Below are 25,878 nucleotides of genomic sequence, written 5' to 3' on the forward strand. Positions count from 1 at the left end.
GATGCATCCGTTCGACGATTCGGCAGGGCAGCCGTCCCCGGCCAACGACCGCACCCAATTCATGCCGCGCCCCGGTGGTCGCGCGCCCGAGCCCGGGCGCCCGGCAGCCGCTCCGGCGCCCTCGCTGGCGATACCGGCGGCGCCGCTGGCTTGCGGCCAGGCCCAGGGCCTGAACCCCCTGGAGAGCGCTGCTGGCCCGTTGCTGGCATTGCTCACCCGCCTGCGCAGCACCCTGGCGCATCCGGCGCCGGCCAGCCTGCGGGCGCAACTGCTGGCCTACCTGCGCCAGTTCGAGGAGCGTGCCGAGGCCGCTGGCGTACCGCGCAACGATGTGTTGCTGGCCCGCTATGCGCTGTGTACCGCCCTGGACGAGGCGGTGCTGAGCACGCCTTGGGGCAGCACCAGCGACTGGGGCAAGCAGAGCCTGTTGATCACCGTGCACAACGAGGCCTGGGGCGGCGAGAAGGTGTTCCAGCTGCTGGAGCACTGCCTGCAGAGCCCGCGCGAGCGTTTGTACCTGCTGGAGCTTTTGTACCTGTGCATGTGCCTGGGTTTCGAAGGCCGCTATCGGGTGATGATCGACGGTCGCAGCCAGCTCGAGGCCCTGCGCGAGCGTACTGCGGCGACCATTCGCAGCGCCCGTGGCGAACATGAGCGTGAGCTGTCGCCCCACTGGCGCGGAGTGACCGTGGCCCGGGACCGCCTGGCCCAGTTCATGCCGCCCTGGGTCGGCATCGCCATCGGTGTGGCGTTGCTGCTGGCCCTGCTGTTCGGCCTGCGCCTGAAGCTGGCGGCGGATGCCGAGCCGGTGTTCAAGAACATCCATGCCCTGGGCGAGATCCCGGTGCAGACCCTGGACCGTCCGGTGATCCAGCCCAAGGTGGTGGAGCGTCCGCGCCTTTCCGGGTTCCTGGCCGACGATATCCGTGCCGGGCGCGTGGCGGTGGAAGACACCGCCGACCGCTCGGTGGTGACCATCCGTGGCGACGAGCTGTTCGCTTCCGCCAGCGCCAGCATCCGCGACGAGTACCAGCCGTTGATGCTGCGCATCGCCGATGCCGTGCGCAAGGTCAAGGGCCAGGTACGGATCACCGGCCATAGCGACAATCGGCCGATCGCCACCCTGCGCTTCCCCTCCAACTGGAAGCTGTCCCAGGCCCGCGCCGAATCGGTGCAGGAGATCCTCGTGGCGAAGACCGGGCAACCGGCACGCTTCAGCGCCGAAGGCCGCAGCGATACCGAACCGCTGGCCACCAATGCCACTGCCGAAGGGCGGGCGCGTAATCGTCGGGTAGAAATCAGCGTATTGGCGGAGGGGGTCGAGTGAAGGCGTTTTTCAGTTTTGTGATTCGCTGGGTGATCCCGCTGCTGGGCCTGATCGCCCTGAGCCTGATCATCTGGTTCATCGGCCCGCTGCTGGAGTTCCTGGTGCCGGAAGGCCGGCGCTGGGCGCTGATCATCTTCATCTTCGCGGTGTGGATCGCCTACCGGGTGTTTCGCATCATCCAGGCCCGCCGGCATGCGGCCAAGGTCTTGCAGAGCCTGGCGGCCGACACGCCACCGGACCCGGACAGCCTGGCCACCGCCGAGGAGCTGGCGGCCCTGCGCCAGCGCATGGACGAGGCCCTGGTGCTGCTGAAGAAGGCCAAGCTCGGCGGTGACGAGAGGCGCAACCTCTACGAACTGCCGTGGTACGTGATCATCGGTCCGCCCGGCTCGGGCAAGACCACCGCGCTGGTCAACTCCGGCTTGCATTTCCCCCTGGCGGCACAATTGGGTGCCGGCGCCGTGCGTGGTGTCGGCGGGACGCGCAATTGCGACTGGTGGTTCACCGACCAGGCCGTGCTGCTGGACACCGCCGGCCGCTACACCACCCAGGACAGCCATGCCAACGTCGACAAGGCGGCCTGGCTGGGCTTTCTCGACCTGCTCAAGACCCAGCGCTCGCGGCGGCCGATCGATGGCGCCTTCGTGGCCATCAGCCTGTCCGACCTGCTGCTGGGCAGTGAAGCGGAGCGAGCGGCCCATGCCGCGGCGATCCGCCTGCGGATCCAGGAGCTGTACACCCAGCTGGGCGTGCGCTTCCCGATCTACCTGATGCTGACCAAGCTCGACCTGGTGCCGGGATTCATGGAGTTCTTCGACTCCCTGAGCAAGGAAGAGCGAGCCCAGGTCTGGGGCATGACCTTCGCCCTGGATGACGGCAAGGGCAGCGACAGCCCGCTGGCGCACTTGCCGGCGGAGCTGGCGGCCCTGGAGCAGCGCCTCAACGAACGCCTGGTGGAGCGCCTGCAACAGGAGCGCGACCCGGCACGGCGCGACCTGATCTACGGCTTCCCGCAGCAGTTCGCCGCGCTCAAGGAGTCCTTGCAGGGCTTCCTCGAAGGCGTGTTCAAGCCCAATGCCTTCGAAGAGCGGGTGCTGCTGCGCGGGGTGTACTTCACCAGTGGCACCCAGGAAGGCAGCCCCATCGACCGCCTGATCGGCGCCATGGCCCAGAGCATGAACCTGGACCGCCAGCACCTGGCGCGCCAGACCGGCACCGGCCGCAGCTACTTCATCGAGAAGCTGTTCAGTGCCGTGGCTTTCGCCGAGCGCGGGCTGGTGGGGGTCAACCCCAAGGTCGAGCGTCGGCGCAAATGGATCGCCCGTGGCGCCCTGGCCGCCAGCGTGGCCCTGGTGCTGGTGGTCGGCACCCTGTGGATCGTCAGCTACCGGGCCAACCAGAGCTATATCGCCCAGGTCGACCAGCGCGTGGCGCCGGTGCGCCAGGGCGTGCAGAACCTCAGCCCGGCCCAGCGCGATGTGCTGGCGGTGCTGCCGCTGCTCAACGCGACCCGCAACCTGGCCGGCGATGCCCCGGGCTGGGCCGAGGGTCTTGGCCTGTACCAGGGCGATATGCTCGAGGCCGAGTCCGCCAGCGTCTATCGCAAGCTGCTGGTGGCGGTGTTCGCCCCACGGTTGATGACCCGCATCGAAGAACAACTGCACAGCGGCGGCAACTCGGACTTCCTCTACGAGGGGCTCAAGGCCTACCTGATGCTGGCTGACAACGAGCATTACGATGCCGACTTCATCAAGGCCTGGATCACCCTGGACTGGGACCAGACCCTGTCCCGCGAGCTGCCGCCCGACCAGCGCCAGGCCCTGACCGGGCACTTGCAGGCGTTGTTCGAGAAGCATCCGCCCAATGCCCGCCTGGACCAGCGCCTGATCGACGACCTGCGCCGCCAGTTGCAGCAGTTGCCGGTGGCCCAGCGGGTCTACGACCGGGTCAAGCGCGCCAAGCTTCCGGCCGGCGTGCCGGACTTTCGCCTGAGCGAAGCCGGTGGCCGCGATGCGGCGCTGGTGTTCACGCGCAAGAGCGGCAAGCCATTGAGCGAACCCCTGAGCGGGCTGTTCACCGCCAAGGGTTATCGCGAGGGCTTCCTGCTGGCCAGCGTCAACCAGGCCGGCACCCTGGCCGAGGAGCAGTGGGTGCTGGGCCGCGACCAGGCCGAGCAACAGAACGTCGCCAGCCTGGCCGCCGATGTGCGCCGCTTGTATTTCCAGGACTACCTGCGCCAGTGGGACGCGCTGCTGGCCGACATCGACTTCGTGCCGATCACCAGCGTGGCCCAGGCCGCCGACGTGCTGCGGATCATCTCCGGTCCCACCTCGCCGTTGAAAAAACTGCTGGTGGCGGTATCCAGGGAAACCGACCTGCAACAGGAAGAACGCCTGCTGGCGGCCCAGGGCCAGAAGGTCGAGGGCGGGGTCGACCAGCTCAAGCAGCGCCTGGGTTCGCTCCTGGGCCAGGAGCAGGCAGCGGGTCCGGCGGCCGTGGCCAGCGAAGACCCGGTGAGCCTGCACTTCGCCGACCTGATCAGCCTGGTGAGCAAGGGCGAGGGTGAGCCGGCGGCCATCGATGGCCTGCTGGCGGACATGAACGCCCTGTACGTGCAGGTCAGCGCCATGGTCGGCGCCAGCGGCGATGCGCTGCTGGGCGAAGCCAAGAACCAGGCCAGCGCCGCCGCGGCCCGGGTCAGCCTGACCGCCGCGCGCCAGCCGCCAGTGGTCCAGGGATTGGTCAAGTCGGTGGTCGGTTCCACCACCAACACCATGATGGGCGGGGTGCGCAACCAGTTGAACGCGGCCTGGGTCAGCGAGGTGGTGAATGTCTACCGCCAATCCCTGAGCGGGCGCTACCCGATGTCGCCGGGCAGTTCGCGGGATGCGACCCTGGAGGACTTCGGCCAGTTCTTCGGTGCGGGCGGGGTGATGGACAGCTACTTCCGCAAGTACCTGCAGCCCTACGTCAACACCTCCACTGCTACCTGGAGCTGGCAGCCGGGAGCGGCGCAGAAACTGGGGATTTCCCCCGGGGTGTTGCAGACGTTCCAGCGTGCTTCGAACATCCGCGATGCGTTCTTCCGCTCCAGCGGCGGCACCCAGCCGGCTGTGCGCTTCGAGCTCAAGCCGGTGGAGATGGACGCCAATATCAGCCAGTTCCTGCTCGACCTGGATGGCCAGCAACTGAGCTACGACCACGGCCCGAGCCGGCCGGTGGCCATGCAATGGCCGAACCCGGGAAGCATCGGCGTGGTGCGCCTGTCGATCATGCCGCCGTCGGCCAGCGGGCGTTCGGGGATCACCCTGGACGGCCCCTGGGCCTGGTTCCGCCTGCTGGAGCAATCGGACCTTTCCGCCACCAACTCGCCGGACCGCTTCAACCTGCGGTTGCGGGTCGATGGCGCGAGCATTTCCTATGAGCTGCGTGCCAGCAGCGCCTTCAACCCCTTCAAGAGCCGGGTGCTCAGCGGCTTCAGCCTGCCGGAGCGGCTATGACGGCGCCCGGCCTGTACGGCAAGCTGGCCAGCCGTGGCGATTTCGTCAGCCGTGGCCTGCCGCAGAGCTTCATCGGCCCCTGGGACAGCTGGCTGGCGGCGGGTTTGCTGGCCAGCCAGAACGCCATGGGCGAGCACTGGCTCAACGCCTACCTGGTCAGCCCGTTGTGGCGTTTCGCCCTGGCCCCGGGCCTGTGCGGGCCCCAGGCGGCGGTCGGGGTGGTGATGCCGAGCATCGACCGGGTCGGGCGCTATTTCCCCCTGACGGTCGCCGCGCTGCTGGAGCCCGGCGAAGACCTGGCCTCGCTGGTGAGCGGCCCGGACCAGTGGTTCGAACAGGTGGAGGAGCTGTTGCTGGCAACCCTCGACGAGGGCGCCAGTTTCGAGGCTCTGGAAGAAGGCTTGCAGGGCCTGGGGGCGCCGCTGGCGACAGCGCGTGCCGAGGGCAGCCATTACGCCGGCCTGCAACGGTTCTATGTCAATGATCCGCAGGCCCGGGGGACGGTACTGGCCGCCCTGGCCCTGGACGGGTCGAGTGTCTGGTGGGGACGTGGCTCGCAGTACATCAGTCCGATGCTGCTGCGTTGCCAGGGGCTGCCGCCAGCCAGTGATTTTGGGCAATTTCTGCTCGGGCAAGAGGGTGCCGTCTAAATGCGTTCAGCGCCACAACTGTCCTATCAGTCCGCCAGCTACAGCCATGTCGGCATGGTGCGGAAAATCAATGAAGACGCCTGGCTCGAAGCCCCGGAAACCGGCCTCTGGCTGGTGGCCGACGGCATGGGCGGGCACGCCGCCGGCGACTACGTCAGCAGCCTGATCGTCGATAGCCTGCGCGCGGTGCCGGGCGGCGACAGCCTGGAACACTACGTCGCGGCGTTGCGCAATGCCCTGGCGGCGGTGAATGCCGCGGTGCGCGAGGAAACCGCCAACCGTGGCGTGACCATGATGGGCAGCACCGTGGTGCTGCTGGCGGTACGCGGCGACCAGGCGGTGTGCCTGTGGGCTGGCGACAGCCGCCTGTACCGGCTGCGTGACGAGCAACTGGAGGGCATCTCCCGGGATCACAGCTACGTCCAGGACCTGCAGGACAGCGGCCTGCTCAGCGAGGCCGAGGCGCGGGTTCATCCGCGGGCCAACATCGTCACCCGTGCCATTGGTGTCGAGGCCCAGTTGGAGCTGTCCCAGGTCGACCTGCAAGTGCAGGCCGGCGATACCTTCCTGCTGTGCAGCGATGGCCTGAACAAGACCGCCGAGGACTTCGAGCTGCGCGACGTGCTCAGTCACAACGAGCCCAACGATGTGGTGCGCAGCCTGATCCACCTGGGCCTGACCCGGGGTGCGCCGGACAACATCACCGCGATCGTGATCAAGGCCGCAGGACACTGACCATGGACATTCTGATTCCCGGCTTCGATATCCAGGGCGAGATTGGCGAAGGCGCCATGGCCAGCGTGTACCTGGCCACCCAGCGCTCCCTGGAGCGCAAGGTGGCGCTCAAGGTCATGGCTGCCTCGCTGGCCGCCGACCCGAGCTTCTGCGAGCGCTTCCTGCGCGAGGGCAAGACCCTGGCGCGGCTGTCCCACCCGCACACCGTGACCATCCACGACATCGGCAATGTCGGCGAGCTGTACTACATGGCCATGGAGTACCTGCCCAACGGCACGCTCAAGGAGCGCATCGCCGCCGGGCTGACCCCGGAGCAAGGCCTGACCTACATCCGCCAGATCGCCTCGGCCCTGGGTTATGCCCACGCCCAGGGGCTGGTACACCGTGACGTCAAGCCGGCCAACATCCTGTTCCGCGCCGATGGCACGGCGGTACTCTCGGACTTCGGCATCGCCAAGTCCCTGGATGATCGCACCCAGTTCACCCAGGCCGGCTTCGCCGTCGGCACTCCGAGCTACATGAGCCCCGAGCAGGCCCGTGGCCAGGACATCGACGGCCGCGCCGACCTCTATGCCCTGGGCGTGGTGCTGTACGAAATCCTCGTCGGCAAGCTGCCGTACAACGGCACCGATGCCTTGTCCACGGCCCTGGCCCACCTCACCGAACCATTGCCCGAGCTACCGGTGCACCAGGGCCGCTACCAGCACATCCTGGGCAAGCTGCTGGCCAAGGACCCGGCGGAGCGCTACCCGGATGCCGCAGCCTTGCTGGCGGCCCTGGACAACCTGCCGGCGGCGGCCCCGGAGGTCGAGGCGACGCTGATCCAGCCGTTGCCCTTGCCGCCCCTGGAGGTGCCCGCGGGCAACGACCTGGCCGGGTTGACCCCGGTCTCCATCGAGATTCCCCGGCAGGCCCCGCAACCGGCCCCGCGCCAGGAGCCGCGTGCGGAACCTGTGGCGCAGCCCCAGCGCGTCTCCAGCCTGCCGCCCCAGGGCGCCGAGCCGGCCGGGCAGCGGCGTGGCCCGGTGCTGGCCCTGGCCGGCGTGGCCGTGGCGGTAGCCCTGGCCGTGGCTGGTGGTGGCTATTGGTGGCTGTCCGGGGACAGCCCGCAGCCAGCGCCCAAGACCGTGGCCGGCACCCCGGCCTCCGGTAGCGCCAGCACGCCCAGCGTGGCGCCGCCGGTGAACCAGCCCGTGGCGAGCGATGCCGATGGCGGCCAGCGGCCGTTGCTGATGGCGGGCAAGAAGACCCTGTTCCAGCGAGTGCTGAGCAAGCCTGGGGCGAGTTTCTCCAGCGAGCCCGGAGCTGCCCCGGGCGCGGCGGTGCCGGCGTTCTCGGTGCTGTACGTGTATCAGCGCAAGAGCCTCGACGGCCGCACCTGGTTGCGCCTGGGCGCGGCCAGCGATGGTCGCAGCGCCGGTTGGCTGCCTGAGGACCAGGTCAGCGACTGGAAGCAGAGCCTGGTGCTCAAGTTCACCGAGCGCTCCGGGCGAGCGCCGGTGATGTTCGTGCGCCAGGCCAGCCAGTTGGAACGCCTGCTGGCCGATCCTGCGGCGGCCAAGAACCTGCTGCTCAATGCGCAGAAGAACCCCCAGGATGACCAGCAGGTGCTGGCCTTGGAACCCAATGCCAGCGCGGTGCCCCAGGACCAGTTCTACCTGCTGCCGATCTTCGACGCCAAGGAGAGCTTCGACGAGAACGGCCAGCCGGTGCAGTTGCTCAATGTCGCTTCCATCGACCCGGGCAATAGCCCGCAGAGCATCAGCGACAGCGCCGGCAAGCGCCTGCCGGTGAATACCGCGCCAGCCGCCGGTGACGCGTTCCGCACCGCCGTGGTGCTGGTGGTGGATACCTCGGTGTCGATGCAGCCCTACATCGACCGGGTCCGCGATGTGGTGCATGAGCTGCAAGGCAAGCTGGCCGCGCGCGGCGATCTGGACAGCGTCAGCTTCGGCCTGGTGGGCTTTCGCAACAACATCAAGAAGACCCCGGGCCTTGAGTATGTCGCCAAGACCCTGGTGACCCTGGACCAGGGCCGCGATCCCCAGCGGTTCCAGGAGCTGGTGAGCCAGGTCAAGGCCACCAGCGTGTCCAGCCACTCGTTCAACGAAGATGCTTTCGCCGGGATCATGCAGGCAGTGGAGGGCATGGACTGGAAGGGCTACGGCGGCCGCCTGATCCTGCTGGTCAGCGATGCCGGCGCCCTGCGCAAGAACGATCCCTACAGCCGGACCCAGATGAACGAGGCCGAAGTGCGCCAGGCGGCCCTGGGCAAGCAGATCAAGATCTATGCCCTGCACCTGCGCTCCGATGCCGGCAAGAAGAACCACGCCCAGGCCGAGACCCAATACCGGGTGCTGACCGCCGACGCCAACCCGAAGATCGGCGACCTGTACATCCCGGTACCCGGTGGCGACGTGGGCAAGTTCGGCGAGCGGGTCGACGAGATCGGCACGGTGTTCGCCGACCTGGTGCACCAGGTGCGCAGCAACCAGGAGCAGGCCGTCCCGCTGCTGGCGGCGAGCCCGAGCATCGCCGAGAAGTCGGCGGCCATCGGCTACGCCATGCACATGGATTTCCTCGGGCACAAATCCGCCAGCCAGGCGCCGCAACTGGTCAGCGCCTGGACCGCCGACCGCGACCTGACCAACCCGGCGCTGCCGGCGTTCCAGGTCTGCGTGATGCTCACCAAGCTGCAGCTCAACGACTTGCAGCAGTCGCTGAAATTGATCGTCGACGCGGCGCGCAAGACCCAGACCTCGCCCAAGGATTTCTTCCAGGAAATCGCCAGCGCCAGTGCCTACATGAGCCGCGATCCGGCGGCCCTGCGCAAGGGCGGCAACCTTGCCGATGGCGGCGTGCTGGGGGAATACCTGGAAGGCCTGCCGTATCGCAGCAAGTCGCTGAACATGACCCAGGACCTGTGGTTGTCGTTGAGCGTGGCCGAACAGGAAGACTTCATCGACGAACTGGATTCGAAGATCCGTCTCTACGAGACCTTCCACAACGACCTGGCCAACTGGGTGCGCTTCGGCGATGCCGAGCCGGGTGATGCCCTGTACCGCGTTCCGTTGTCGACCCTGCCCTGATGCTGAACCTTCTGGATGTGCGCAAGAGCCGCGGCGAGGGACGCCAACGCTACAGCCTGGTGATCCCCAGGCTGCAATTGCGCGCGGGCGACCAGTTGGCGGTGGTGGGCCCCAGCGGCTGCGGCAAGAGCACCTTGCTCGACCTGCTGGCGCTGGTGCTGGCCCCGGATTCGAGCCGGCGCTTCGATTTCGCCCCGGACCGGGAAACCCTCGATATCGCCGGGATCTGGAAGCAGGCCGGGCACAGCGTCCTGGCCGATCTGCGCAGCCGGCACCTGGGTTATGTGCTGCAGACCGGCGGCTTGCTGGGGTTTCTCGATGTGCGGGGCAACATCAGCCTGCCGCGCAAGATGCTGGGCCTGGCCGACGAGGGCATTCCCCGGCGCCTGGCCGAGCGCCTGGAGATCGTCGACCAGCTCCACAAGAAGCCCGCCGATCTGTCGGTGGGCCAGCGCCAGCGGGTCAGTTGCGCCCGGGCCCTGGCCCATGGACCGCAGGTGCTGCTGGCGGACGAACCGACCGCGGCCCTGGACCCGTTGAATGCCCAGCGGGTGATGCAACTGCTGGTGCAACAGGCGCGGGACCAGCAGCTGTGCTGCGTGGTCGCCACCCACGATGAACCGCTGGCGCGGGCCAATGGCTTGCAGATCCGGCGTATCGCCTGCCAGCGCGATGTCGATGGCGGCGTGACCGCGACCCTCGGGGAGGCGTGCTGATGCGTGCAGCCCTGATCGCGGCGCTGGCCTGGCAGGACTACCGGGCCGATACCTGGCTTTCGGCCTGCTCGGTGCTGGCCCTGGTGGCGGTGATCGCGCCGTTGCTGGTGCTGTTCGGACTCAAGTTCGGCCTGGTCGGCAGCCTGACCGAGCGCCTGGAGAAGGACCCGGCGGTGCGCGAGATCATCCCCTTGGGCGGCGGGCGCTTCAGTGCCGCGTTCATTGCCGAACTGCGTCAGCGCCCGGACGTGGCGTTCGCCTTGCCCAGGACCCGGCAGATCGCCGCCACGGCGGAGTTGGCGCGAGGCGAGGGGGATGTTGGCCTGACCGTGGAAATGCTGCCTACCGCGCCTACCGATCCCTTGCTGGGGTCGTTGCCGGCATTGCAAGGCATGAATGGGGTGGTGCTCAGCCGTACCGCCGCCGAGAAGCTCGGGGCCCGGCCTGGGGATTGGCTGCAGGCCAGTTTCGGCCGCCAGGTGGCCGGGCGAAGCGAGGTGCAGCGGACCCGGGTCCAGGTCGAGGGTGTGTTGCCCCTGGAGGCTTTTGCCCGCGATGCCTTGCTGGCGCCGCTGGAGTTGCTGGAGGCTGCCGAGGACTATCGCGACGGCCGTGCGGTGCTGGCCATGGGCTGGGCCGGTGGCGCCCCGACCCAGGCCGGGCAGCGGGTGTACCCGGCGTTTCGCCTGTATGCACGCAGCCTCGACGATGTCGAGCCGCTGCGCCGCTATTTCGCCGAGCGCGGCCTGCTGGTGTCGACCCAGGCCCAGGCCATCGCCCAGGTGCAGTCGTTGAGCCGCAACTTGTCGATCGTGTTCTGGATCATCGCCGGGCTGGCCCTGGCCGGGGCCTTCGCGGCGATCTTCGCGGGCGCCCTGGCGGCGGTGGAGCGCAAGCGCCGGGAGCTGTCGGTGCTGCGCCTGCTGGGTTTTTCCACCGGGGCTCTGCTGCTGTTCGTGGTGGCCCAGGCGCTGTACAGCGCCGCTTTCGCCGCCGTGCTGAGTGGCGTGTTGTATGCCCTGGCCCAGGCCGGGCTGAATCATTTGTTCATGCAGGTGCCGGGCGAGTACGCCAGCCATCTGCTGCCGGGCCACTTCGGCCTGGCCCTGTTGGCGACGCTGGGCGTCAGCACCCTGGCCGCCGCGCTGGGCGGCTGGCGGGTGGCGCGCATTGAAGCCTGTGAAGGAATTCGCGATGTATAAGTTGATCAGCGCCGTGCTGGCCATGACTCTGGCCGGCGCCGTGTGGGCCGAAGAGCCCGACAACAAGATGGACAACCCCAAGCCCCTGGCCGGCGATGTCAGCCTGCCGTTGCCATGCGATGGCGAGATGGTGTTCCGCTACGTCTACGTGCTGGCCCAGGGCACCCTGGATGACCGCGAGATCAACCTCGGCTATCCCTTCGCCGAGGGCGAGAGCGGCTACCAGCAGTCGTTCATTTCCGGCTACCGGCGGGACTACATCAACGGCCAGTTCACCCTCAAGGACTTGCCGGGCCCCTGGGCCAAGACCATCGGCCCGCTGCTGCCCAAGGCCGGCACCGGGGTGCCGCTCAAGCCGATGATGTACTTCATCGGCAAGTACGAGGTCACGGCTCGCCAGTACGCCCAGGTGATGGCCCAGGCCCAGTCCCTGGCCAGCGGCGAGCCGGCTCCGGCCTGCGAGGCGCCGCAAGGCATGCAGGGGCGCCTGCCCAAGGTCAAGCTGTCGCGCTTCGAGGCCGAGCGCTTCGCCGCGGTGTACAGCGCCTGGCTGATGAAGAACCACCGCGACCTGCTGCCGGTCAGCGGGCGTGGCGGTTCTGCCGACGACGGCGGCCTGGGCTTCGTGCGCCTGCCCACCGAAGTGGAGTGGGAATACGCTGCCCGTGGTGGCCAGGCGGTGAGCCGCCAGGAGCTGGAAGGCCGGCTATTCCCACGGCGTGTGGAGGGCAGCGAGAGTGATGGCCCGCTGGGCGATTGGGCGGTGTTCAACCAGGTGGCTGGCGGTACCGGCCAGGCGGCACGACTGATGCCCATCGGCACCAAGTTGCCCAACCCCATCGGTTTGTTCGACGTGATCGGCAACGCCGCGGAGATGGTCCAGGAGTCCTTCCAGCTGGTGCACGCCGGCCGGCGCCAGGGCACCTATGGTGGTTTCGTGGTCAAGGGCGGCAACTACCTGGAAGGCGAGGGCACGCTGTTCACCGGCATGCGCCGCGAATACCCGCTGTTCGCCGCCGATGGCACCGAGCAGAGCAACGAGACCACCGGCTTCCGGGTGGCCATTGGGGCGCTGTCGGCGCCGCGCTCGCGCTACAAGGAACTGTTCGCCCAGTGGCAGAAGGAAGGGCGCCTGGCGTCCCTGACCGACGCCATCGACGACGCCCAGGACCCGACCAAGCGCCTGGACAGCATCATCGCCGCCAGCGTCGACCCACGGCTACAGGCCGAGCTGGGGCTGGTGAACGAAGAGCTCAAGCGCAACGTTTCGCTGATCGCCCAACAGCGCGAGGAAGCGGCGGGCAACCTGATCCAGTCCTCGGCACTGGTGGCCGAGACGATCAACAACTACAACATTCGCCTGACCAACCTGAAAAAGAGCCAGCAGCAAGCCCTCGATGCCAAGGATGAACCCAGCGCCAAGCTGTTCGCCGAAGCCATCGACAACGGCCGCAGCGCCCTGGACGGGGCGGTGGCGATCTATATCGATAACCTGGCCACGGGCACCCGTTACACCGACGCGGTGATCCAGGCGCAATTTCAACGGATCAAGGAAGAGCTCAATCGCAAGCCGGTGCTCGGCAAGAGCCTGGTGACGCGCGCTACGTTATTCGTTCGCCATGTCGGGGACTACCGCCAGAAACAGCGGGCCGACCCGGCGACGATTTTGAAGGAACTGCTCGCATCGACCGGTCAGAAGTCGTGACCGGCCGCTGTCTGTCGAGCCTGGAGGATCTCGGACGACCTTGAGTCGCGCCGAGTTGGTCAAACTTAATCGAGATCACGAACATGCTTTTTTCCCGCAACCCATTTGCTTCAACGTCCAAGCGTCACCTGCTGTTGGTTGCCGCCGGGTTCAGCACCGTATTGACCGGTTGCGCGACCTCTCCGGTATCCAAGGTGGCCTCCACCACCAAGGTCGAGTACTACCCGAGCTGCTACGAGCCGGTGCAGCACCTGCGTGCCACTGATTCGGACATGACCAAGTCGGTCGTCACCGGTGCCGCCCTGGGTGCTGCTGGCGGCGCCTTGCTCGGTGCCCTGACCGGTGATGGCGACCACCGTGGTCGCAACGCGGCCATCGGCGCTGCTGGTGGTGCCCTGGCTGGCGGTGCTGCCGGCTACTACACCGAGCGCCAGAAGCAGATTGCCGATGACAACCAGCGCATCGCTTCCTACGCTACCGACGTCAACAAGAGCGTGGCCGACATCGACCGCAGCACCGCTTATGCCCGTGCTTCGCAGACGTGCTACCAGCGCGCTTTCGACAGCCTGATCAGCGCGCGCAAGGCCAACAGCATCAACGATGTCGAAGGTCGCAAGCGCCTGGCGGAAATCGTCAGCGGCCTGAAGGAATCCAACGACCTGATCACCGCGGTGAACGGTCGGGCCAGCGAGGACCTGAGCAAGTACAACCAGGCCTATGAGCAAGACCTGCAGCAGGTGGGCGTGCAGCGCACCGACGTGGTCAAGGTCGCCACCGCCGACACCACTGCAGTGACCAGCACCGGCAAAGGCAAGGGCAAGGGCAAGACCCCTCCGAAGGCGAAGCTGCCAGTGGTGCCCAAGGAAGCGGTGAGCACCGAGAAGTCGATGCAGCAGGCCAAGACCAAGCAGGCCGAGAGCAACAAGGTGGCCACCACCGGCCAGACCCAGGTCAACAGCATGTGCAAGAACCCGGACCTGGGCGACTGGGCACCGGTACCTTGTCCTAACGTCTGAGTCAGTGATTGTCTGACAAGATGTAGCGATAAGCGCTGAACGCCAGGCGATCTTCGAGCAATCGAACGGATCGGCTGGCGCTCGGCGAGTTACAGGTTACACTGCGCCGGCCATCCAATAATTCCACTGAGGCGCCGCGCATGAAATTTCGTTTTCTCCTCTGGGTGCTTGGCCTGTTGATGGGCAAAGCCAGTCGCAACAATCCCGCTTTCCAGCAACAGTTGGGCGACAAGGAGCTGGTTTTCCAGCTGCAGACGCTCGATGGCAAGGTTGCTCGGCATTTCTTCGTCAAGGACCAGCGTGTCACCAGTCGTTCGGGGTTCTATCCCGAGCCGGCGTTCGCCATCGCCTTCAAGGACGCGGCGTACGGCTTTGCCACCATGCAGGCGAAGAACAAGCAACTGGCGTTCATGACCGGGATCCAGGACAAGTCGATCCAGATCAAGGGCAATCCGGCGCTGGTGATCTGGTTCCAGGGGCTGACCAAGTACCTGAAGCCCAAGAAGTCCAAGCCCAAGGCTTGAGGCGTTCGACGCGCCAGTCGGCGGCAGGGCCGCGACCGGTCGCAGGAGATGATCCGGAAGGGACTCTGCAGGCCGCAAGGGCCTGCAGAAAGACTCAGGCCTGGCTGAATTGCGAGGCCAGTTCGCGCAGCAATACCTCGGCTTCAAGCACCTTGCTCACCACATCCTCGGCCTTGTCGCGACTGAGCCCCAGGCGTTCGAACAGGGCCTCGGGAATTTCTTCGCGGGGGCCGGAGCCGATGCCCCGGCTGCGCAGCAGGCGCACTGCCAGGCAGACCAGGTTCGGGTACTCGGCATTGGCGCCGTCGTAGCCTGGGTCGTGCTGGAAGCGCAGGGCGGTGCACAACTCGTCCGGCATGTCCCAGTAGCGCATCAGCCAGGAGCCGATCTGCTCGCGACTGATGCCCAGCAGGTGCTGCTCGATGTAGCTGTGGCACAGGTGCGGGTTGACCTCCAGGTGCCGGCAGATCAGCGAAAAGTGCGGCGGGAACACATGGGCCAGCAGCAGGTAGCCGAAGTTGTGCAGCAGGCCGGCGAGGTAGGTCAGGCCGGCTTCGGGGCGCTGGGCCCGGGGCATGGCGCGGGTCAGGCCCTCGATCACCGCGGCGGTGTAGATCGACTGCTGCCAGTACGGCGTGGCGTGCTGCGGCTGGTCCTTGGGCAGGCTCAGGGTCTTGCCCAGGGCCAGGCCCAGGGCGAGGTTGATCACCAGGTCGAAGCCGAGCACGCGGACGATGGCGTCTTCCACCGAGCGGATCTTGCCCGGCGAGGCGTAGTAGGGCGATGCCGCCCAGCTCACCACCTGCGCGGCCAGTGCCGGGTCGGTTTCCACTACCCCGGTGATGTCGTCGATGGTGGCGTTGGGGTCGACCCGCAGCTTGATGATCTTCTGTGCGGTTTCCGCCAGGGGCGGGATCTCGATGGTGGCTTCCAGGCGCTGCTGGATGCGCCGGGCGGTGAAGGCCTGCATCGCCTGGGAGATTTCCTCGCGGTCATCGTCCGGGCGGTCGAGGTTGGGGCGGATGCTGCTCAGGGACTCGCCGAAGGTACCGGCGCTGGCCTTGCTGAGCATGCCCTTGAAGTCTTCGCGAGTGATTTCCAGCAGCACGCCCGGCTCGCCCGAGTGGATCAGCAGGCTGGGCTCGTGCAGCAGGCTTTCTTCGTACAGGCAGGGCGAGCTGGTCAGGGCCGGCAGGCCAGGCAGCAGGCTCAGGCTGTGCTTGCCGAGCATGCGCTCCAGGCGTTCGGTGGAGACCGAGCGCAAGCGTCGGCCGGTGAGCTCGGCGAGGCGGTTCAGGTCCAGCAACTGGCTCTGTGGGAACAGCACCATCAGGGCGCCGACGGCGTCATCGAGCAACACCGCCTGGACTTTGCGCGAGGCGGGCAGTTCGGGGTGGTCGATGACTTCGTTATAGCCGATGGCCAGCTTGCCGAGCAGCAACCGGATGACAGATGGCGCGTGCGGGGCTGCAGTGGCGAGGGCAACTTCTGTCATGGCGTGGTATCCGTTTTTCTACAATGTGACCAGTATAACCAGCTTGGTCATTCCAATGGTTCACTAACTGAGGCTTGGTTCACACTTGACCGTATTGCTGGCCGTGGCGCAACCAGCGCTCCAGCAGCGGACTGACGTGGGTCGGCCAGCGCTCCAGCAGTGCCTGGGCGGCGTCGCGCACGGCGGGCAGCAAGTCGGCATCGCGCATCAGGTCGGCGACCTTGAACTGCAGCAGGCCGGTCTGCCGGGTGCCGAGCATTTCCCCCGGGCCGCGCAATTCCAGATCCTTTTCGGCGATGACGAAGCCGTCGTTGGTTTCACGCATGATGCCCAGGCGTTGACGACCGATTTGTGAAAGCGGCGGATGGTAGAGCAGCACGCAGTGGCTGGCGGCGCTGCCACGGCCGACCCGGCCGCGCAACTGGTGCAGTTGCGCCAGGCCCAGGCGTTCCGGGTTCTCGATGATCATCAGGCTGGCATTGGGCACGTCGACCCCGACCTCGATCACCGTGGTGGCCACCAGCAGTTGCAGGTTGCCGGCCTTGAATTCGGCCATGACCGCGGCTTTTTCCGGCGCCTTCATGCGGCCGTGGATCAGCCCCACCCGCAGTTCGCCGAGGGCGCTGGAGAGGTCCTCGTAGGTGGTCTCGGCGGCCTGGCAGGTGAGTTCCTCGGACTCCTCGATCAGGGTGCAGACCCAATAGGCCTGGCGTCCCTCGGCACAGGCGGCGCGCACTCGCTCGATCACCTCGATGCGGCGGCTGTCGGTCACCAGCACGGTGTTCACCGGAGTACGCCCGGGCGGCAGTTCGTCGAGGATCGAGGTGTCCAGGTCGGCATAGGCGCTCATGGCCAGGGTCCGGGGAATGGGCGTGGCGGTCATGATCAACTGGTGCGGGCAAAGCCGGCCGCCCACGCCTTTCTGGCGCAGGGCCAGGCGCTGCTGGACGCCGAAGCGGTGTTGCTCGTCGATGATCACCAGGGCCAGGTTCTTGAATTGCACTTCGTCCTGGAACAGTGCGTGGGTACCCACCACCATGGGCGCGCCGGCGGCGATCTGTTCCAGGGCGGCGCTGCGGCTCTTGCCCTTGAGCTTGCCGGCCAGCCAGGCGACTTCCAGGCCCAGCGGCTCCAGCCAGCGCTTGAAGGTGATGAAGTGCTGTTCGGCGAGGATCTCGGTGGGCGCCATCAGCGCCACCTGGTAGCCGGCCTCCAGCGCTTGCAGGGCCGCCAGGGCGGCGACCACGGTCTTGCCGGCGCCGACGTCACCCTGGATCAGCCGCAGCATGGGTTCGGGCTGGCTCAGGTCGTAGGCGATCTCGTTGCCTACTCGCTGCTGGGCGCCGGTGGGAGCGAAGCCCAGGTTCTTCAGGTAGCGGGCCGGCAGCTTCTTGGCCACTGGCAGCACCGGCGCGCGCTGGGAGCGCTGGCTGTCGCGCAGACGCTGCTGGGACAACTGGTGGGTCAGCAGCTCTTCGAAGGCCAGGCGGTGCTGGGCCCAGTGATGACCCAGGGCCAGCTCATCGACATCGGCGTCGGCCGGTGGGTGGTGCAGGTAGCGGATCGCGTCGTCCAGGGGCGCCAACTGATAGTCCCGGGCCAGCTCCTCGGGCAGCCAGTCCGGCAGGCTGCGGGGGCCGAGCATGGCCAGGCTCTGCTGGCAGAGCATGCGCAGGCGCTGTTGGGTCAGGCCTTCGGTGAGCGGGTAGATGGGGGTCAGGGTCTGGTCCACCGGCGGTGGTTCGTCGCCGCTGATGGCGCGGTATTCGGGGTGGTAGATCTCCAGCCCCGAGGCGCCCGGGCGGGCCTCGCCGTAGCAACGTACCCGGGTGCCACGCTTGAGGCCTTCCTTCTGGGCGTTGCTGAAGTGGTAGAAGCGCAGGCTCAGGCCGCCGGTACCGTCCTGCAGGCGCACCAGCAGGCTGCGGCGCTTGCCCATGACCACGTCGGCGCCGCTGACGGTACCCTCGACCACCGCATCCTGGCCCGGGCGCAGGGCGCCGATGGGGACCACGCGGGTACGGTCCTGATAGCGCAGGGGCAGGTGGAACAGCACGTCCTGGAGGTTTTCCAGGCCGACCTTGGCCAGCTTCTCGGCCATGGCCTCGCCGACGCCCTTGAGTGCCGTCACCGGCACCTTCGACAACTCGGTCATGGTGGCGGCTTAGCTGGCGACGGGCGGCTTGGCCACGGAGCACAGGCGGATCGAGTCGGCGAGGATCTCGATGGCCTTGGGCCGCGGGAAGCTCGCGCGCCAGGCGATGGCCACGGTGCGAAATGGTGCCGGCGGGGTCAGCGGACGGACCTCGATGACCCCCGGGGCGTAGTGGTGGCTGTCCACCGCCGACAGCGGCAGGATCGAGACGCCCAGGCCCGAGGCGACCATGTGGCGGATGGTTTCCAGCGAGCTGGACTCCACGGTGGTGTGCTTGGCGCCGTCGTTGCCCTTGGTCAGGGTCGGACAGGCTTCCAGGACCTGGTCGCGGAAGCAGTGGCCTTCACCCAGCAGCAACAGGCTCTTGTCGTTGAGCAGGCTGGCGTCGATGGTTTCCTTGCGGGTCCAGGAGTGGTCGCTGGGCATCAGCACATAGAAGGGTTCGTCGTACAGCGGCAGGGTCAGCACATCGGCTTCGTTGAACGGCAGGGCGATGATGATCGCGTCCAGCTCGCCGTTGCGCAGCTTGTCGCGCAGCACGTGGGTGAAGTTCTCCTCGATGTACAGCGGCATCTGCGGGGCGACCCGGTGCAGCTGTGGAATCAGGTGGGGGAACAGGTACGGGCCGACGGTATAGATGGCGCCGACCTTGAGCGGGGCGGTCAGCTGGTTCTTGCCGGCCTGGGCCAGTTCACGGATGCCCTGGGCCTGCTCCAGGACCTTCTGCGCCTGGGCGACGATGGTTTCGCCTACCGGTGTCAGGCGCACGGCGCTCTTGCTGCGCTCGAAGATCAGCACGCCGAGTTCGTCCTCGAGCTTCTTCACGCCGACCGAGAGGGTGGGCTGGCTGACATGGCAACGCTCGGCGGCATGGCCGAAATGCTGCTCCTGGGCAAGGGTAACGATGTAGCGCAGTTCTGTAAGGGTCATAGCGGGCGTCCGTGAGGTTGCGGCCAAGCATAACGGCTGCAATCGATAGACGCACGTTATCAGACTGAGGGAGGAGTGCGACACCCGCCAATGCTTGCGTCGGACGGGTTGAATGCGAAGGGCACCCTGGGGTGCCCTTGCCTTGGATCAGCGGCGGCCGCGGCTGCGGTCGATCTCGTAGTTGTACGAGGCGGTGATTTCCACGCTGCCGTTGTTGAGCATGTCGGCGGGTGGCTTGGGCAGCGGTTGGGCGCGACGGATCATGTCCAGGGTGGCGCGATCCAGGTCGGCATTGCCTGAACGCCCGACCAGCTCGTAGGACAGTACCTTGCCTTCGGCATCCACCACGAAGCGCAGGGAGTTGGTGCCTTCCTTGCCGCGTCGCTGGGCTTCGCTCGGGTAGCGCTTGTACTTGGCCAGGTGCGCCTGCAGCTCGCCCTGCCAGTTGGCCTTGGCGGCCGCCTGGGCTGGCGATGGACCTGGGGTCGCCGGTGCCGGGTTGCTCGACGTTGCCGGTGTCACCGGAGCGTCGCTGGGCTTTTCGTCGGAAGGTTTTTCCTTCGGCGGCTCAGGCTTTTCCACTGGCTTTGGTGGTTGTGGCTTGGGCTTCTGCTTGACCGGCTTGGGCACCGAGATGGTGGGTTTGGGCGCTTCGGCGAGTTTGGGCAGCGGCAGCTCTTCCACCGGCGCCGGTGGTTGTGGCGGGGTCACCACTTTCGGTGGTGCCGGAGGAGGCGGCACAGGGGCAGGCGCCAATTCGACCACCATGGCTTGGGGTGGAATGGGCATCGGCTGTGGCTTGGACCAGTTGAGGGCGAGTGCGATCGCCGCCGCGTGGACGCCCAGCACCACGGCCAGGCTACCGCTGTAACGCGTCAGTCTTTGGCGCGTCGTGATCATTTCTTGGCTGCCGTCTCGAGTCCGACCAGGCCGACTTTCAGGTAGCCGGCCGCACGCAGGTTGTCCATCACGCCCATCAGGTCGCCGTAGTCAACGCCCTTGTCGGCCTGGAAGAAGATCGTGGTGTCCTTCTTGCCCTGGGTCTTGGCGTCGAGGGCGGCGCCCAGGGTCTCGGCCTTGATCTCATCGTCGCCGAGGAACAGGCGCTGGTCGGCCTTGACGCTGAGGAACACCGGTTTCTCAGGGCGCGGCGCCGGCTTGGCGCTGGAGGCGGGGAGGTCGACCTTGATGTCCACGGTGGCCAGGGGAGCGGCCACCATGAAGATGATCAGCAGCACCAGCATCACGTCGATGAACGGCGTGACGTTGATCTCGTGGTTTTCGGCCAGGTCGTCGCCTGCCCCTTCCTTCAAATGCAAGCCCATGGCCGATTACCCCACTTTCACCATGTGCGGTTGTGCGGAACGCTCACCTGGCTGGTGGTCCAGGTCGCGGCTGACCAGCAGCAGGACTTCAGCCGAAGCGTCGGTCACCTGGGCCTTGTAGCCGGTGATCGAGCGGGCGAAGACGTTGTAGATCACCACTGCCGGGATCGCGGCAACCAGGCCCAGGGCGGTGGCCAGCAGGGCTTCGGCGATACCCGGGGCAACCACGGCGAGGTTGGTGGTCTGGGTCTTGGCGATGCCGATGAAGCTGTTCATGATGCCCCACACGGTACCGAACAGGCCGACGAAGGGGGCGGTGGAGCCGATGGTGGCCAGCACGCCGGTGCCGCTGCTCATGTTACGGCCGCAGGCGGCTACCAGGCGCTCCAGGCGGAAGCTCACGCGCTCCTTGATGCCTTCCTTCTCCCGGCTATTGGCCGACAGGCGCATTTCTTCCAGGGCATCGTGGACCAGCAGGTTGATCAGCGTGCCTTGCTTGGTTGCGCCGGCGCTGGCTTCCTTGAGGTTGGTGGCCTTCTTCAAGGCAGCGATTTCATGGCGCAGGCGGCGCTTGGCGCCCATCAGCTCGAAGCCCTTGGCGATCCAGATGGTCCAGGTGATGATCGAGGCGATGGCCAGGCCGATCATCACCAGCTTCACGATGATATCGGCGTTCTGGTACATGCCCCAGGGCGACAGGTCGTGGGCCATGCCCAGGGTGTTGTCGGCTTCCAGGACTTCGGGAAGATCCTGGGCGGCTAGTGGCTGGCCATCGACCGGAGCTTGTTCGTCGTTTGCCGCAGCTGCGGCGGGAGCCGTGGCAGGTGCTGCCGGATCGGTGGCTGGGTGCTCGGCGACCGGCGCGGAGGCGGCTGGAGCCGGGGCTGGTGCGTGCTGGTCGGCCCAGGCTGCGGTCGGGGCCAGCAGCAGGCTGCACAGCAGCGCGGTGGCTGCGCCCATGGTGCGCAGCGGGCTTGGGCGTGTGGTTGGCGAGACGGAGAATGGGTTGCTTGTCATGCTGGCCGGACCTGAGAGGAGAATAGGGTGAATGTCCTTCTAGGCCTCGCAGGGCCGAGAACAAAATGGGTGGTCATTATTGCAAGTAATTCTTGTTAACAGAAGTAATAGAGTATCTTTTTTTCTTCGATTGCTAGCCGTTCGTCCACTGCGAAAGCTAGGCTTGACCTTTGTGCAAGGAGTTTTCTGATGTCTGCCCCCTCTATTCTGATCGCCGGTTGCGGCGATGTCGGAAGTCGCCTGGCGACTCAACTGTTGGCCGAGCAATGGCGAGTCCATGGCTTGCGTCGTACGGTGTCGCATTTGCCCCAGGGGGTGCTTGGCGTCGCCGGCGATTTGTTCAGCGAGCAGTGCCCGACGGACTGGCCCCGGGAACCCCTGGACTACCTGGTGTATTGCGCCGCGGCCACCGAGCATGATGAGGCCGGGTATCGCGCCGCCTACGTCGAGGGGTTGCAGCACGTGCTGGGCTGGCTCAAGCAGCACGGCCAGCGCCCCAAGCGCCTGTTGTTCGTGTCCAGCAGCAGCGTCTACGAACAGAAGGATGGCGAGTGGATCGATGAAACCTCTCCCGCCGAGGCCAGTGCCTACTCCGGGCGCCTGATGCTGGAGGCGGAGCAAGTGGCCTTGGATAGTGGAGTTCCCGCCAGCCGGGTGCGCCTGACCGGCATCTATGGGCCTGGGCGTGAGTGGCTGTTGACCCAGGTGCGTCGGGGCTATCGAGTGGCGGTGGAGCCGCCTTTGTATGGCAACCGTATCCACGCCGACGATGCCGCCGGCCTGCTGGCCTGCCTGCTCAAGGCCGACCACGCGGGGGTAGTGCTGGAGGATTGCTACATTGGCGTGGACGATGCGCCTGCGCCGCTGGCAGAGGTGGTCGGCTGGCTGCGCGAGTACCTGGGAGTGACGGAATGGGCGGCGGACTCCAGCGTCCGGCGCACCGGGAGCAAACGTTGCAGCAACGCCCGGGCGAAGGCCCTGGGTTGGGTGCCACGCTATCCCAGCTATCGCGAGGGGTATGCGGCGATTCTTGAAGGACAGGGCTGAGGCAGACCTTCTGACCTGTCGCCTGCGCCAAGGCCGGGGCCGGCTCCCGAGGGGAGCCGCTACCGCTAAGGCGCAAGGCCTTGCGGGCCTTGTCACCGACTGCGGCAGCGGTCACCGGCGAATTACTGCTTCTCCAGCAGCCACTGCTGGTTGCCCGGGGTCAGCGATGGAACCTCGTCCGCCAGGGCGGTATTGACCGCCTGGAAGATCTCCAGTTGCTGATCCTTGCGCACGAAGATCCAGGAGTTGCCACGGCCATTGAGTTGCAGCCAGATGCTGTCGTTGCCGCCGCTCATCGAGGCGCAGTCGCCGGCCAGGCACAGGGCATAGCGGTCCACGCCCGGCAGGCCTTGTACTGCGCCGTCGGCCTGGAACTCCACGCCGTTGCCTAGGCCTGACCCGTTGACGATCTTCCATTTGCCGCCCAGGTACGCCGAGTACAGGGCGCGCTCGAAGTTGGCGCCCAGGGGTGCGCCCTCGGGAGCTGGCTCCTTGGGGCGGTCGAAGACTTGCTCGGGCTCGTTGTCGTTGGCGACCTGGAGCAGGCGCTTGCCGTTGCGCTTGAGTTCTGTGGGCGCGCTGCCGTAGACCTCGATCTTGGCGGAGTCGGTGCTTTCGCTGGGCAGTTTGCCTTCGACGGTCTCGAAACCATTGGTGTAGCGGGCCTGGCCAGCCTTGGTGTTGATCTCCCACTCCAGGGTCGGGCCATTGGCCTGGAGGGCTTCACGCAAAGGTCCGCCCTTGGAGGCGGCGTCAATCGCTACCTGATTGATCCAGATGCCGCCGACATCGTGTTTGGCGGGGTCGCTGGCACAGCCGCCGAGCATTGCGGCGAGCAGCGAAACAGCTAGCGCTTTGCGCATGATGAAATCCTTTCAGAACGAAAACGGCGCGGCCTGGACGGCCGCGCCGAGGGTGTCACTCGATGACCAGAATGGCATCCATTTCGACCTGCGCGCCCTTTGGCAGGGCGGCCACGCCGATGGCGGCGCGAGCTGGGTAGGGCTGTTCGAAGTACTTGCCCATGATCTCGTTGACCTTGGCGAAGTGGCTCAGGTCGGTGAGGAAGATGTTCAGCTTGACGATGTCCTTGAACGAACCACCAGCAGCCTCGGCGACCGACTTGAGGTTTTCGAACACCTGGACGGTCTGGGCTTCGAAGCCTTCGACCAGTTCCATGGTCTTTGGATCCAGCGGGATCTGGCCCGACATGTAGACGGTGTTGCCAGCCTTGATCGCCTGGGAGTAGGTGCCGATGGCGGCCGGGGCCTTGTCGCTGGTAATAACGGTCTTGGTCATGAATGACTCCTTGTAATGGGCGGGCTTTGAGGCGGGTTAGGCACGCATGCGGGTGATGCGGATGACTCCGATCAGGGCGCGCAGTTTCTTGATCACGCGGGCCAGGTGCACGCGATCGTGCACGCTGACCACCAGTTGGACCACGCTGATGCGGCCATCGCGTTCGTCCATGCTGATTTTCTCGATGTTGCCGTCGGCGGCGTTGACGCTACTGGCCAGCAGGGCGATCAGGCCACGCTGGTGCTCCAGCTCGACGCGCAGTTCGACGTTGAACTCGCCGGTGACATCCTTGGCCCAGGAAAGCTGGATGCATTTTTCCGGGTTGTGGCGGATTTCACTGATGTTGCGGCAGTTTTCCAGGTGCACCACCATTCCCTTGCCGGCCGATAGGTGGCCGACGATGGGGTCGCCCGGGATCGGTGTGCAGCATTTGGCATAGCTCAGCACCAGGCCTTCGGTGCCGCGGATGGCCAGTGGGCCCTCTGGGCTCGGCAACTGTTCGCCCTCGCCCAGCAGGCGGCGGGCCACGACGTAGGCCATGCGGTTGCCCAGGCCGATGTCTTCCAGCAGGTCTTCGATCAGTTCCAGGCGGTATTCGTGGAGGATCGCCTGGATCCGCTCGGCCGGGATTTTCTCCAGGGCGCTGTCGAAGCCGTTGAGCACCTTGTTCAGCAGGCGTTCACCGAGGCTGATGGACTCGGAGCGACGTTGCAGCTTGAGGGCATGGCGGATGTGGGTGCGGGCCTTGCCAGTGACCACGAAGTTGAGCCAGGCCGGGTTCGGCCGGGCGCCCGGGGCACTGACGATTTCCACGGTCGAGCCACTTTGCAGCGGTTCGGACAGTGGCGCCAGGCGGCGATTGATGCGGCAGGCGATGCAGCTGTTGCCCACGTCGGTGTGCACCGCGTAGGCGAAGTCGACTGCCGTGGAGCCCTTGGGCAGCTCCATGATCCGGCCCTTGGGCGTGAAGACGTAGACCTCGTCCGGGAACAGGTCGATCTTCACGCTTTCGATGAATTCCAGGGAGTTGCCGGCCCGTTGCTGCATCTCCAGGACGCCCTTGACCCATTGGCGGGCGCGGGCGTGGGTGCCCTTGGGCTGCTCGTCGCCGCTGGACTTGTACAGCCAGTGGGCTGCGATGCCGTTGTTGGCCATCTCTTCCATTTCGCGGGTGCGGATCTGGATCTCGATCGGAACCCCGTGCATGCCGAACAGCGTGGTATGCAGCGACTGGTAGCCGTTGGCCTTGGGAATGGCGATGTAGTCCTTGAAGCGCCCGGGCAGCGGCTTGTACAGGTTGTGTACGGCGCCGAGCACGCGATAGCAGGTATCGACCTTGTCGACGATGATCCGGAACGCGTAGACATCCATGATCTCGTTGAAGGCCCGGCGCTTGCCGCGCATCTTCTTGTAGATACCGTAGAGGTGCTTCTGGCGGCCGCTGACTTCGCCCTGGATGCCGTCGATGGCCAGGCAGTGGCCCAGGGACTCTTCGATCTTGTTGACGATTTCCTTGCGGTTGCCCCGGGCGCGCTTGACCGCCTGGTAGATCCGCGCGGAGCGCATCGGGTGCATGGCCTTGAAGCCCAGGTCCTCGAACTCGATGCGCACGGTATGCATGCCCAGGCGGTTGGCAATGGGTGCGTAGATTTCCAGGGTTTCCTTGGCGATTCGCCGGCGTTTCTCGCCGGACAGCACTTCCAGGGTGCGCATGTTGTGCAGGCGGTCGGCCAGCTTGACCAGGATCACGCGGATATCGCGAGCCATGGCCATGGCCATCTTCTGGAAGTTCTCGGCCTGGGCTTCGGCCTTGGTCTCGAAGTTCATCTGGGTCAGTTTGCTGACCCCGTCGACCAATTCGGCCACGGTCTCGCCGAACTGGGCGCTGAGCGCTTCCTTGGCGATGCCGGTGTCTTCGATCACGTCATGCAGCATCGCGGCCATCAGGCTCTGATGATCCATGTGCATGTCGGCAAGAATGTTCGCTACCGCCAGTGGGTGCGTGACGTACGCCTCGCCGCTGCGACGGCGTTGACCGTCATGGGCTTGTTCGGCGTAGAAATACGCTCGGCGGACCAGGTTCACCTGGTCCGTGCCGAGATAGGTCGATAAGCGATCGGCGAGGGCGTCTATGCTCGGCATGATG

The 25,878-nt window shown here is 66.4% G+C and carries 20 protein-coding genes; 11 read left to right on the forward strand and 9 right to left on the reverse strand.

The features are described 5' to 3' along the window. Position 1 precedes the first annotated feature (1 nt). From CAG11_RS01430 to CAG11_RS01475, 10 genes are all read left to right on the forward strand, one after another. A complete protein-coding gene (locus CAG11_RS01430) occupies positions 2–1,327 on the forward strand; it encodes a DotU family type VI secretion system protein (RefSeq protein ID WP_085594187.1) in 1,326 nt (441 codons plus the stop codon). Further along, positions 1,324–4,827, forward strand: coding sequence for a type VI secretion system membrane subunit TssM (gene tssM / locus CAG11_RS01435; protein ID WP_053133605.1), 3,504 nt, complete (start codon positions 1,324–1,326; stop codon positions 4,825–4,827). Before CAG11_RS01430 ends, tssM begins: the two co-directional genes overlap by 4 nt. After that, on the forward strand, positions 4,824–5,477 hold the full coding sequence (gene tagF / locus CAG11_RS01440; RefSeq protein WP_085594189.1) for a type VI secretion system-associated protein TagF: 654 nt from the start codon (positions 4,824–4,826) through the stop codon (positions 5,475–5,477). Before tssM ends, tagF begins: the two co-directional genes overlap by 4 nt. After that, positions 5,478–6,212 carry a PP2C family serine/threonine-protein phosphatase gene (locus CAG11_RS01445; protein ID WP_022641861.1) on the forward strand — a complete coding sequence of 245 codons (735 nt, stop codon included), beginning with the start codon at positions 5,478–5,480 and terminating at the stop codon, positions 6,210–6,212. A gap of 2 nt (positions 6,213–6,214) precedes the next feature. After that, positions 6,215–9,301 carry a serine/threonine-protein kinase gene (locus tag CAG11_RS01450; protein ID WP_085594191.1) on the forward strand — a complete coding sequence of 1,029 codons (3,087 nt, stop codon included), beginning with the start codon at positions 6,215–6,217 and terminating at the stop codon, positions 9,299–9,301. Continuing rightward, positions 9,301–10,017, forward strand: coding sequence for an ABC transporter ATP-binding protein (locus tag CAG11_RS01455; protein WP_085594193.1), 717 nt, complete (start codon positions 9,301–9,303; stop codon positions 10,015–10,017). The genes CAG11_RS01450 and CAG11_RS01455 overlap by 1 nt, the downstream gene beginning before the upstream one ends. After that, positions 10,017–11,219 carry an ABC transporter permease gene (locus tag CAG11_RS01460; protein ID WP_085594195.1) on the forward strand — a complete coding sequence of 401 codons (1,203 nt, stop codon included), beginning with the start codon at positions 10,017–10,019 and terminating at the stop codon, positions 11,217–11,219. The genes CAG11_RS01455 and CAG11_RS01460 overlap by 1 nt, the downstream gene beginning before the upstream one ends. A 22-nt stretch (positions 11,220–11,241) precedes the next feature. Next, positions 11,242–12,924, forward strand: coding sequence for an SUMF1/EgtB/PvdO family nonheme iron enzyme (locus CAG11_RS01465; RefSeq protein ID WP_256578554.1), 1,683 nt, complete (start codon positions 11,242–11,244; stop codon positions 12,922–12,924). An 83-nt stretch (positions 12,925–13,007) separates the two neighbouring features. Continuing rightward, on the forward strand, positions 13,008–13,940 hold the full coding sequence (gene tagQ / locus CAG11_RS01470; RefSeq protein ID WP_085594200.1) for a type VI secretion system-associated lipoprotein TagQ: 933 nt from the start codon (positions 13,008–13,010) through the stop codon (positions 13,938–13,940). A 140-nt stretch (positions 13,941–14,080) separates the two neighbouring features. Continuing rightward, positions 14,081–14,464: a hypothetical protein gene (locus CAG11_RS01475; protein WP_022641855.1), complete on the forward strand. Its 384-nt coding sequence runs from the start codon at positions 14,081–14,083 to the stop codon at positions 14,462–14,464. Between the two features lie 94 nt (positions 14,465–14,558). Here the strand turns inward: CAG11_RS01475 and CAG11_RS01480 are convergent, their stop codons facing one another. From CAG11_RS01480 to exbB, 6 genes are all read right to left on the reverse strand, one after another. After that, on the reverse strand, positions 14,559–15,959 hold the full coding sequence (locus CAG11_RS01480; protein ID WP_085594202.1) for an aminoacyl-tRNA deacylase and HDOD domain-containing protein: 1,401 nt from the start codon (positions 15,957–15,959) through the stop codon (positions 14,559–14,561). 79 nt (positions 15,960–16,038) lie between these two features. Further along, positions 16,039–18,114 carry an ATP-dependent DNA helicase RecG gene (recG, locus tag CAG11_RS01485; RefSeq protein WP_022641854.1) on the reverse strand — a complete coding sequence of 692 codons (2,076 nt, stop codon included), beginning with the start codon at positions 18,112–18,114 and terminating at the stop codon, positions 16,039–16,041. 9 nt (positions 18,115–18,123) lie between these two features. Next, the gene (locus CAG11_RS01490) at positions 18,124–19,044 is read right to left on the reverse strand and encodes a hydrogen peroxide-inducible genes activator (protein WP_022641853.1); all 921 of its coding nucleotides are present in this window, start codon (positions 19,042–19,044) and stop codon (positions 18,124–18,126) included. A 147-nt stretch (positions 19,045–19,191) separates the two neighbouring features. Beyond that, positions 19,192–19,944: an energy transducer TonB gene (locus CAG11_RS01495; RefSeq protein WP_085594204.1), complete on the reverse strand. Its 753-nt coding sequence runs from the start codon at positions 19,942–19,944 to the stop codon at positions 19,192–19,194. Then, positions 19,941–20,369: a TonB system transport protein ExbD gene (exbD, locus tag CAG11_RS01500; protein WP_085594206.1), complete on the reverse strand. Its 429-nt coding sequence runs from the start codon at positions 20,367–20,369 to the stop codon at positions 19,941–19,943. Before exbD ends, CAG11_RS01495 begins: the two co-directional genes overlap by 4 nt. A gap of 6 nt (positions 20,370–20,375) precedes the next feature. Further along, positions 20,376–21,386 (reverse strand): tonB-system energizer ExbB, encoded by a 1,011-nt coding sequence (exbB, locus tag CAG11_RS01505; RefSeq protein ID WP_085594208.1) that lies wholly within the window; start codon positions 21,384–21,386, stop codon positions 20,376–20,378. A gap of 189 nt (positions 21,387–21,575) precedes the next feature. Between exbB and CAG11_RS01510 the strand changes: the two genes are divergently transcribed. Further along, the gene (locus CAG11_RS01510) at positions 21,576–22,433 is read left to right on the forward strand and encodes an NAD-dependent epimerase/dehydratase family protein (RefSeq protein WP_085594210.1); all 858 of its coding nucleotides are present in this window, start codon (positions 21,576–21,578) and stop codon (positions 22,431–22,433) included. A 122-nt stretch (positions 22,434–22,555) separates the two neighbouring features. Here CAG11_RS01510 and CAG11_RS01515 read toward each other — a convergent pair whose 3' ends face one another. Genes CAG11_RS01515 through spoT form a run of 3 tightly spaced genes read right to left on the reverse strand, consistent with a single transcriptional unit; the run spans position 22,556 to position 25,874 of the window. Then, positions 22,556–23,296 (reverse strand): hypothetical protein, encoded by a 741-nt coding sequence (locus tag CAG11_RS01515; protein WP_085594212.1) that lies wholly within the window; start codon positions 23,294–23,296, stop codon positions 22,556–22,558. Between the two features lie 55 nt (positions 23,297–23,351). After that, positions 23,352–23,732 (reverse strand): RidA family protein, encoded by a 381-nt coding sequence (locus CAG11_RS01520; protein WP_003176922.1) that lies wholly within the window; start codon positions 23,730–23,732, stop codon positions 23,352–23,354. A gap of 36 nt (positions 23,733–23,768) precedes the next feature. Then, positions 23,769–25,874: a bifunctional GTP diphosphokinase/guanosine-3',5'-bis pyrophosphate 3'-pyrophosphohydrolase gene (gene spoT, locus CAG11_RS01525; protein WP_022641846.1), complete on the reverse strand. Its 2,106-nt coding sequence runs from the start codon at positions 25,872–25,874 to the stop codon at positions 23,769–23,771. Between the last annotated feature and the right edge of the window lie 4 nt (positions 25,875–25,878).

The organism is Pseudomonas sp. B6(2017), assembly GCF_002112765.1.
Taxonomy (GTDB): Bacteria; Pseudomonadota; Gammaproteobacteria; order Pseudomonadales; family Pseudomonadaceae; genus Aquipseudomonas; species Aquipseudomonas piscis.